Below are 9,498 nucleotides of genomic sequence, written 5' to 3' on the forward strand. Positions count from 1 at the left end.
CTTAACAAGGGGAAGATTACATAATAAATTAATAAAAAATAATCCCAACAGAATCGATTATTATACAACGAAAACCTACTTCTATTTTATTTCAAATATGTATGATAATTTTATAAAAGAATCTGAAGCTATATTGATTCAAGCTAAAAATAATAAGAACAATTGGTATAATTTAACTGATACTAATAAAGCAGATAGCCAAGTATTATTAAAAGTTTTCTACCCGTATATTAAATTTATGGCACCAATAAGAAACAATAATGATGAATATTATTTAGAAATTGTTGTAAAATTATTTGAAACTTATTTACCAAACACATCTGATCAATACTTAATTAAAGCTTGGGTACAAAACAAATTAGGAAAAGAAAATTTAGCCATTGAAAGTTTAGAAAAAGGACGAAAAAAATTCCCTAATAATCTTGATATCACTATTCAATTATATGAATATTACTTTTCTATAAAAAACCAAGAAAAAATGACTCAATTAAAAGATGAAATTTTTAATTCTAAAAATAAAGATTTAATAAACCAATTTCAATCTATTATAATAAATTATAAATAAAATTTTAATTTTCTTCAATTTCATTCTTCGTACCTTTCGACTATCAAAATTTAACTTTTTAGAATTCGATATAAAATGGAAAAAATCACAGATCGTCTTTCAGCTTTGAGAGAAGTTATGAAACAAAATGGGATTAGCGCAACAATAATTCCTGGAACAGATCCTCATGGAAGCGAATATTTACCAAATCGTTGGAAAGAGCGTACTTGGATTTCTGGTTTTAATGGTTCGGCTGGAACTGCAGTTGTTACATTAGAAAAAGCGGCTGTTTGGACAGATTCGAGATATTTTATTCAGGCAGAAGATCAATTAAAAGACACGACTTTTGAGTTGATGAAAATGAGAATGCCAGAAACTCCTTCTATCAACGAATGGATTATTTCTCAATTAAAAGAAGGAGAAGTTGTAGGACTTAATCCTCAAATGTTTGCACACAATGCTTTTGCAGAAAATTTTAATGAGTTTTCATTCAATCAACTTTCAGTAAAAAATATTGATTTAATTGATTTAGCTTGGCAAGATCGTCCTGCTTTACCAGAGAATCCATTCTATATTTATGATGTAAAATTTGCTGGAAAATCTGCTTCAGAAAAAATTTCGGAAGTACGCAATGAAATGAAAAAAGCAAATACAAATATTTACATTATGAATTCGTTGGACGAAATTGCTTGGTTATTTAACATTCGTGGAAATGATGTTAACTATAATCCATTGACAATTTCGTATGCTGCTGTAGATACGGAAAATGCGTATTTATTTATAGATGAAGCGAAAGTAACTGTCGAAACAAAAGCCGCTTTAGCTAATGAAGGGATCACAATTCAACCTTATTTAGCGATTTATGATTATTTAAAAAATCAGAACGAAAAATCACATGTTTTGGTAGACGGAAATCGAATCAATCAATCGTTATATGAAGCCATTTCTACTTCTTCAATAATTAATTTAGTTGCTTCTCCAGTAACAAATCTAAAATCTGTTAAAAACGAAGTCGAACAAGAAGGCTTCAGAAATGCAATGGTAAAAGATGGTGTTGCATTGACGAAATTTTTCATGTGGTTAGAAGAAAATATCGAAAATAACATTAATGAAGTTACAGTTGATGAGCAATTAAAATTTTTCCGTTTACAACAGGAAAATTGTAAAGGCGCAAGTTTCGGAACAATCTGTGGATACGCTGATCATGGTGCTATGAATCATTATTCTGCTACGCCAGAATCTGCTTATACATTAGGACGAAAAGAAATGTTGCTAATTGATTCTGGAGCACAATTTTTGGAAGGAACAACAGACATTACGCGTACATTGATGTTAGGAGAACCAACGACACAACAAAAAACAGATTATACCTTAGTTCTTAAAGGAAATATTGGTTTATCGCAGGCTATTTTTCCTATTAATTCTCGTGGTTCTTTGTTAGATGTTTTGTCGCGTAAAGCACTTTGGGAAAACGGTTTCAATTACGGACACGGAACTGGACACGGTGTTGGTCATTTCTTATGTGTGCACGAAGGGCCGCAAAGTATTCGTTTAGAAGAAAATTTAACGCCACTTAAAGCTGGAATGGTACTTTCTAACGAGCCAGGTTTGTATCGCGATGGTGAATACGGAATTAGAATAGAAAATTTAATGATTGTTCAACCAGCGATGTCAACTCAATTTGGTGATTTCTTGAAGTTTGAGATTATTACAGTTTTCCCAATTGAGAAAAATTTGATTGATGTTAATTTAATGACAAACGAAGAAATTACATGGTTAAATACTTATCATCAATTTGTTTTCGAGAAAATTTCTCCATTCTTAGACGAAAAAGAAACGGCTTGGTTGAAAGAAAAATGTGAAGCTTTTACGAAGTAAGATTTACATAAAAAAAATTAAAACCACTCTTTTTTACGTAAAACCGTAAAAAAGAGTGGTTTTTTATATGTTATTTTACAAAAATATTTTTTTATGATAAAACTATTCTACTTATTAACATTTGCTACAAGTAGCTTATTATTTGGACAAATTGAATTACAAAAAACGATTGAAGAAGAAGTATCTGCTTACTCAGTTAATGGAGAAACTTATTATGTCACGACTGGTTGGTATTCAAATCAAATTACTCCTATTAAAATTTTTGACAAAAATTTTAACCTTTACAAAAAATTTGATATTGAAAATCATAATAATTATGGTATTATAATTAATAATCCTCATGCAACTGTAAACTCTTATATCTTATCTAAAGGTATATTTGATTTAGATGATAAATTGGATATTATAGTTTTATTTGAAGGAGAGTACAATGGAAGTTATAATTATGGAATAAAAATTTTCAATGAAGATGGAGAGATAGTAAAAATATTTAATAATGAATATAAATTTCATGATGGAGATCCTAAATATATTCAAGTATATCATGATGAAGCTGAAGGCGTTAATAAGCTACTTATAAAATCTTTGGCTGATGAATATAGAGGTATTAAAGCATTCACAGATATATACACTTTACCAAGTAAATCGTTGAGTGTAAATGATAACAATATTGTAACAAATTCATTAAAAATTTATCCAAATCCTGTAAATTCAATTTTAACAATAGATAATCCTAATAATGGGAATTCAGAAGCTAAAGTTTTTGACATGACAGGAAAATTAATAAAAAATGTGTCTTTTAACACAAATGATAAAAACATTTCGTTGAATGTTTCTGATTTAATAAAAGGGAATTATATAATTAAAATTGGTAATTCAGTCACAAAAATCATCAAAAATTAATTTGAACAATTTTCAAAAAAATCCTATTCACTTTCGAATAGGATTTTTTATTTCCCATAAAATTTGTATTATTGCAACATATTTGCATTAAGAAATGAAAAGACGAAATACACCAACCAAACAAGCGGTTATTGATTTGTTCAATTCGTGTACGACTGCATTAAATCAGGAACAAATTGAAACGCAGTTGCAAGGAAAAATGGACAGAGCAACGATTTATCGTATTCTGAATAATTTTTGCGAAGACGGAATGATGCATAAAGTTGTGGGAGATGATGGCGTAAATTATTTTGCGATGTGCAAAACCTGTTGTGAACATACACACCACCACCACGATCATTTTCATTTTCGTTGCACAACTTGTAATCAACTTATTTGTTTGAAAGAAGAAATAAAAATTAATTTACCCGAAGGATTTTCGATGCAAGATTGCAATTGCGTCATCACAGGAACTTGCTCAAATTGCCAAAAATAACAACAATGGATTTACAATGGTTTGTAAAATGGTTTAACTCGCCATATTATCATATTTTATACAAGAACAGAAGTCTTACAGAAGCTGAAGATTTTATTCAAAAAATCACGAATTATTTACAACTTCCGCAGCACGCAAAAGTGTTAGACTTGGCTTGTGGAAAGGGACGACACGCTATTACATTAAATAAATTAGGTTTTGATGTTTTAGGAATCGATTTATCTGAAGAAAGTATCAAATACGCCAAACAATTTGAAAATGAATATTTAAAATTTGAAAAACATGATATGCGCGAAGTCTATCATCCAAACGAATTTGATGCAGTTTTCAATCTTTTTACAAGTTTTGGTTATTTTGAGAATTATGAAGATAATTTTAAAGTTTTTGAAGCTGTAAAACAACAAATCAAATCGCATGGAATCTTTGTTTTAGATTATTTGAATGCAGAAAAAATAGTTTCGACAATGATTCCTTATGAAGAAAAACTGATTGATGGAATTTTATTCAAAATCACAAAATCTGTCGAAAATGGTTTTATCAAAAAAGAAATTGATTTCACAGATAAAGGTGAAACATTTCATTTTGAAGAGTTTGTTCGTTTAATTTATTTCAACGATTTCAAAAAAATATACGAAACAGAAGGTTTTATTTTAGATAAAGTATTTGGAAATTATAATCTCGATGCTTTTGATGAACAAACTTCTGACCGATTAATTATAGTTTTAAACAAATGAAAGAAAGTCTAATCTTAATTTCAAGTGTGTTAATTGGAGTTTTATTTTCTCGAATATTACTCAAAAATAAACACAACTCAAAACTGCTACTAACCTTTAGTGGTGCATATTTCTTGGCGATGACCGTTTTAGAAATTTTGCCTCAAGTTTATGGACATCCATCTGAAAATCATAATCATCATTCGATAGGATTGTTTGTTTTATTAGGTGTTGTTGTGCAATATATTTTAGAAACGATCAGTAAAGGCGTTGAGCACGGACATATTCATTTGCACAAAAAAGAGCAATTTCCTTTCGGAATTTTTGGCGGATTGTTTTTGCATTCAATTATAGAAGGAATCCCTGTTGCAAATGCAGAATCTCACAATTTTATGTGGGCAATTTTTGTTCATAATATTCCAGTTTCGATGATTTTATTTAGCGCATTATGTCAACATACAGAATCTAACGCAAAACGTTTTCTGTTTATGACTTTGTTTGCATTAGCTGCTCCAATGGGATATTTCTTAGGAAAACATACGATTATTTCTAATTATTCTTTGGAAATGAGCGCAATTGTTTCGGGAATATTTTTACATATTTCAACTGTACTTTTGTTCGAAAGTAATGAAGGACACAAATTTAATCTGAAAAAATTCGGTTCTATCTTAGTCGGGTTTATTCTAGCATATCTCACCGTTTCTATGCATGTGCATCCACATTAAAAATAATAAAAAAGAAGTTCAATTTTGAACTTCTTTTTCGTTTATTATAACATTTTTCGATGATCTAAAACCAAAATTTCTCCATTCGAAACAAATTTCCATTTTTGATCTTTCTTGCATTCAGAATTTGGTGTTGCTGATTTAATATCAAATTCAACTTCTTTGTTTTTCATCAAAATTGAAGTATGATAATCGCATTCACCAATTTTTACATTGGTTGAAACATTATCATTTGCTAATAAATCCGTTTCTGGAATAGATTTTATTGCTTCATTAATAATATTCAAATCTAATTCATTGTAAATCAAATCAAAATTATCTGTGACTAAATTTGTCGATAATCGAAACGAATTTGCTTCAACATCTGTCCTAATCGCAGTATTTTTGGTATTCAAATCTAATTCTTCGATACGTTTTGGACAATCCAAATAATCTGGAATTTTTTGCGCTTGTTTACTTTGTAAATCTTTCTGAAAAGTTTTAAGTTCAGAAAATAATTGTTTTTTTTCGGGTGAAGCTTCTTTAAATTCTGTTGTTTCTGTTAATTCTTGTTGAGTAAGCTTTTTGATTTCAGGTTTATTTTCTGAACAATTAAATAAAAGAAATAAAGTAAAAAATGAGTAAAAATAATGTTTCATAAGCAAGAGTTTTTGGTCTTACAATTTTACGAAATATTATTCTCAATTTCAATTATTTAACGTCTAAATTTTAAATTTTATATAAATGATAAATTGAAAAATATTAATTAAGATTATTTATATTTTTCTAAATCCAAACCAAGAATATCTCCAACTTTAGAAAATTCTTCATTTATCTTAGCATTCAAAATTAGTTGTTCATTTGTTATTGGATGATTAAATACCAATTGATGAGCATGAAGCATCATTCCTTTCAATCCAAAATTCTCCAACCACAATTTATTTTGTTTGTTACATCCATGTGGGCGACTTCCTAAAATTGGATGAAAAATATGACGAAAATGCTTGCGTAACTGATGCATACGACCAGTTTCGGGAATTGCTTCTACCAAACAATAACGTGAAGTCGGATGATTGTTATATTCTAAATCAATTTCGGCAGTTTGCAAACGATGAAAATAGGTAATTGCATTTTGCTTTAAACCTTCGTCATTTGTCAAATCATAATCTATCGTCGTTTCTTCGGGAGCCCAACCACGCAAAATAGCTAAATATTTTTTCTCAACTTCGCGTGTTGCAAATCGATCGTTCATAATTTTTAAACTTTCTTTATCTAAAGCAAAAAGCAAAACTCCTGACGTTTTACGATCCAAACGATGAATGGGATAAACATGTTGCCCACCGATTTGATTGCGTAATTCTTGAACCGCAAAAACAGACGCATCACGCGCATAAAAAGATTTGTGAACCAACAATCCGCTCGGTTTGTTAATGGCAATAATATATTCGTCTTGATAAAGAATTTCTAACATTTTGCAAAAATAGAAAGTTATTTTCGGTTAGAAAATAGAAGAGCCTTATATTTATTGTTTAATAAAATTGAATGAAAAAAGGATTGATTATTGGAAAAGGTTGGTTGGGATCAAGATTAGAAAAGTATTTAGAAATGCAATTTTTGATTGAAACTACGAAACGTATTTCGGATGCAGAAAATTGTTTTTCAATCGATTTTGATCATTACAAATCTGAAAAAATTAAACACAATCATGATTTTGTTATTGTGACAATTCCATTTGGAAGAAGAAATAATTTAGACGATTTACAGAAAAGATTTCAGCATTTAATTGACTTTTTAGGAGATTATAATAATCAACTTATTCTGCTTAGTTCAACAGCAATTTATCCTGAAAATAATGAAATTATTTTTGAAAATTCAATTGAAACTATTCATTTAAATAATCCTTATTATTCAATTGAAAATCAATTAAAAGAAAAATATAATCAATTAATCATTTTACGTTTAGGCGGACTAATGGGAAACGATAGATTTCTTTCTAAATATTTAACTTTAGAACATTCTAATCTATCTCAAATGGTCAATCATATACATTATCTAGATGTTTGTCAAGTGATCGAAAAAATGATTAATTCAAATAAAAATTCATCAATTTATAATATCGTTTCACCAGAACATCCTACTAAAGAAGAAGTGTTAGAATATCAATTAAATAAGAAAATTATTTCCTCTATAAGTCGTGAAGGAAAAATAATTTCAAGTCAAAAAATACAAGATGAATTTAATTATGAATTTCTTTACCCAAACCCAGTTTACTTTAAGGAAAATTAATTTCTTCTCTTTCGTTCTTTCGATTTAAATACAAAATAAAATGTTATCACTGATATAACAGTAATTAATATTGTGTCCCAATTTTCTTTGAATAAAGTCGTGATATTTTCCATTCTTGATGTTTATAAAGTTTAAAATTATAAAAAAAGCTGCTCTTACGAACAGCTTTTTAGGAATTTATCTTAAATCTATTTGATTAAGCGTGAATTGGACGATTGTCTGTAGCAGCTAAAGCAGCTTCTTTGATCGCTTCTGAGAATGTTGGGTGAGCATGAGACATTCTTGTTAAATCTTCTGCAGATGCACGGAATTCCATTGCTACAACTCCTTCTGCAATTAAATCAGCAGCACGAGCACCAATAATATGCATTCCTAAGATTTCGTCTGTGTTTTTATCAGCTAAAATTTTAGCAAAACCGTCTGTATCCATAGATGCACGAGCACGTCCTAAAGCTTTGAAAGGGAAAGAACCAACTTTGTACTCTACTCCTTCTTCTTTTAATTGCTCTTCTGTTTTACCAACTCCTGCAACTTCTGGCCAAGTATAAACAACACCAGGAATTAAGTTATAGTTGATATGAGGTTTTTGACCTGCTAATTGCTCAGCAACTAAAACACCTTCTTCTTCTGCTTTATGTGCTAACATTGCACCAGCAACAACGTCACCAATCGCATAAATGTTAGAAACATTAGTTTGTAAGTGATCGTTTGTTTTGATACGACCTCTTTCGTCAACCTCTACTCCTACGTTTTCTAAACCTAAAGATCCTGTGAAAGCACGACGACCAACAGCTACTAAAGCGTAATCTCCGTTAATTTCGATTTCTTCTCCTTTTTTAGAAGTTGCTTTTAATGTAACATCATTTCCGTTATTTACAACAGAAGTTACACCAGTTGAAGTGTGGAATTTCATTCCTTGTTTTTTCAATACTTTTGTCAACTCTTTAGACAAAGCACCATCCATTCCTGGAATAACACGGTCTGCATATTCTACAACAGTTACTTGAGAACCCAAACGTAAGTAAACAGATCCTAACTCTAATCCGATAACACCACCACCGATAACGATTAAGTGTTTTGGAACTTCAGATAAAGCTAATGCTTCTGTAGAAGTGATGATACGAGTTTTATCTGTTGGTGCAAATGGTAATTCAGATGAAACTGATCCAGTTGCAATAATTGTATTTTTAGCTTCAATCTCTTGAGTAGAGCCATCTTTAGCTGTTACAACGATATGAGTTGCATCTTTAAAAGCACCAGTACCTTCTAAAACATCAATATTATTTTTACTCATCAAGTATTTGATACCAGCTACGTTAGTATCTACAACACCTGCTTTTCGAGCAATCATTTGAGTGAAGTTTACTTTTGGAGCATCGATTTCGATTCCGTGCTCTTTAAAGTGATTTACAGCATCGTAATAGTGGTGAGAAGAATCTAATAAAGCTTTTGATGGAATACATCCTACATTAAGACATGTACCTCCTAAACTTTCTTTCTCGATAATTGCTGTTTTAAATCCTAATTGCGCTGCGCGAATAGCTGCAACATATCCTCCAGGTCCAGCACCAATTACGGCTACATCATAAGAACTCATATAGTTTTATTTTGATTTATTATTATAATTAATTTAAACTCTACAAATATAACCAATATCGAATAGATTTTCGTTATAAAATTATAATGAATTTTGTTAGCTAATTGGGAATAGTATTGATACAATTGGTATAGTTTTAAGTTCTTAATTTTTTTAAAAAAAACTTAAAAATTTTTACCGATCTGATAAAGTAAGTTTATACGGTAATGAATTCAGGAAATTTTTCCATTCTATTAAAATGTCAATAAAATCTAATAGAGGAATATTTATAAACCCAACATTAGTATCATGAAATGCAACTATTGCTGGAGGAGAACTAATTACTATTATTTCTTCTGCACTTCCTTCAACAACATAGTTAGTTACAAAATTATTCATAATGTAATCTTCCCTAAAAA

11 protein-coding genes are annotated in these 9,498 nt (G+C 29.7%); 7 read left to right on the forward strand and 4 right to left on the reverse strand.

Translation table 11 applies throughout. The features are described 5' to 3' along the window. The 6 genes from B4G36_RS00800 to B4G36_RS00825 form a co-directional block, all read left to right on the forward strand. Nucleotides 1-565 (forward strand): hypothetical protein (locus B4G36_RS00800; protein WP_291061275.1); only part of this gene is annotated, 565 nt, incomplete at its 5' end. A 75-nt stretch (nt 566-640) separates the two neighbouring features. After that, the gene (locus tag B4G36_RS00805; RefSeq protein ID WP_291061277.1) at nt 641-2,422 is read left to right on the forward strand and encodes an aminopeptidase P family protein; all 1,782 of its coding nucleotides are present in this window, start codon (nt 641-643) and stop codon (nt 2,420-2,422) included. Between the two features lie 93 nt (nt 2,423-2,515). Beyond that, nucleotides 2,516-3,325: a T9SS type A sorting domain-containing protein gene (locus B4G36_RS00810; RefSeq protein ID WP_284583588.1), complete on the forward strand. Its 810-nt coding sequence runs from the start codon at nt 2,516-2,518 to the stop codon at nt 3,323-3,325. Nucleotides 3,326-3,419: 94 nt separating this feature from the next. Beyond that, entirely contained in the window at nt 3,420-3,800 is a 381-nt protein-coding gene (locus tag B4G36_RS00815; RefSeq protein ID WP_291061280.1) for a Fur family transcriptional regulator, read from the forward strand. Between the two features lie 5 nt (nt 3,801-3,805). Continuing rightward, nucleotides 3,806-4,534 (forward strand): class I SAM-dependent methyltransferase, encoded by a 729-nt coding sequence (locus B4G36_RS00820; protein WP_291061282.1) that lies wholly within the window; start codon nt 3,806-3,808, stop codon nt 4,532-4,534. Then, nucleotides 4,531-5,238 (forward strand): ZIP family metal transporter, encoded by a 708-nt coding sequence (locus B4G36_RS00825; RefSeq protein WP_291061284.1) that lies wholly within the window; start codon nt 4,531-4,533, stop codon nt 5,236-5,238. Before B4G36_RS00820 ends, B4G36_RS00825 begins: the two co-directional genes overlap by 4 nt. A 44-nt stretch (nt 5,239-5,282) precedes the next feature. Here the strand turns inward: B4G36_RS00825 and B4G36_RS00830 are convergent, their stop codons facing one another. Further along, nucleotides 5,283-5,876, reverse strand: a complete 594-nt coding sequence (locus tag B4G36_RS00830) for a hypothetical protein (protein ID WP_291061286.1) — start codon at nt 5,874-5,876, stop codon at nt 5,283-5,285. A gap of 113 nt (nt 5,877-5,989) precedes the next feature. Next, a complete protein-coding gene (locus B4G36_RS00835) occupies nt 5,990-6,688 on the reverse strand; it encodes a pseudouridine synthase (RefSeq protein WP_291061288.1) in 699 nt (232 codons plus the stop codon). A 71-nt stretch (nt 6,689-6,759) separates the two neighbouring features. Between B4G36_RS00835 and B4G36_RS00840 the strand changes: the two genes are divergently transcribed. Beyond that, the gene (locus B4G36_RS00840) at nt 6,760-7,503 is read left to right on the forward strand and encodes a hypothetical protein (RefSeq protein WP_291061290.1); all 744 of its coding nucleotides are present in this window, start codon (nt 6,760-6,762) and stop codon (nt 7,501-7,503) included. Between the two features lie 196 nt (nt 7,504-7,699). On the opposite strand, the gene lpdA is transcribed toward B4G36_RS00840, so the two are convergent. Together lpdA and B4G36_RS00850 are read right to left on the reverse strand one after the other, a co-directional pair. Further along, the gene (lpdA, locus tag B4G36_RS00845; RefSeq protein ID WP_115000751.1) at nt 7,700-9,100 is read right to left on the reverse strand and encodes a dihydrolipoyl dehydrogenase; all 1,401 of its coding nucleotides are present in this window, start codon (nt 9,098-9,100) and stop codon (nt 7,700-7,702) included. 174 nt (nt 9,101-9,274) lie between these two features. Next, nucleotides 9,275-9,498 (reverse strand): hypothetical protein (locus B4G36_RS00850; protein WP_291061292.1); only part of this gene is annotated, 224 nt, incomplete at its 5' end.

The organism is Empedobacter sp. UBA3239 (assembly GCF_002362875.1).
Lineage (GTDB): Bacteria > Bacteroidota > Bacteroidia > Flavobacteriales > Weeksellaceae > Empedobacter > Empedobacter falsenii_B.

What these genes read in the sequence shown, in the direction of transcription:
- B4G36_RS00805 (WP_291061277.1), top strand. Translation starts at nt 641, where the DNA reads ATGGAAAAAATCACAGATCGTCTTTCAGCTTTGAGAGAAGTTATGAAA.
- B4G36_RS00810 (WP_284583588.1), top strand. Translation starts at nt 2,516, where the DNA reads ATGATAAAACTATTCTACTTATTAACATTTGCTACAAGTAGCTTATTA.
- B4G36_RS00815 (WP_291061280.1), top strand. Translation starts at nt 3,420, where the DNA reads ATGAAAAGACGAAATACACCAACCAAACAAGCGGTTATTGATTTGTTC.
- B4G36_RS00820 (WP_291061282.1), top strand. Translation starts at nt 3,806, where the DNA reads ATGGATTTACAATGGTTTGTAAAATGGTTTAACTCGCCATATTATCAT.
- B4G36_RS00825 (WP_291061284.1), top strand. Translation starts at nt 4,531, where the DNA reads ATGAAAGAAAGTCTAATCTTAATTTCAAGTGTGTTAATTGGAGTTTTA.
- B4G36_RS00830 (WP_291061286.1), bottom strand. Translation starts at nt 5,876, where the DNA reads ATGAAACATTATTTTTACTCATTTTTTACTTTATTTCTTTTATTTAAT.
- B4G36_RS00835 (WP_291061288.1), bottom strand. Translation starts at nt 6,688, where the DNA reads ATGTTAGAAATTCTTTATCAAGACGAATATATTATTGCCATTAACAAA.
- B4G36_RS00840 (WP_291061290.1), top strand. Translation starts at nt 6,760, where the DNA reads ATGAAAAAAGGATTGATTATTGGAAAAGGTTGGTTGGGATCAAGATTA.
- lpdA (WP_115000751.1), bottom strand. Translation starts at nt 9,100, where the DNA reads ATGAGTTCTTATGATGTAGCCGTAATTGGTGCTGGACCTGGAGGATAT.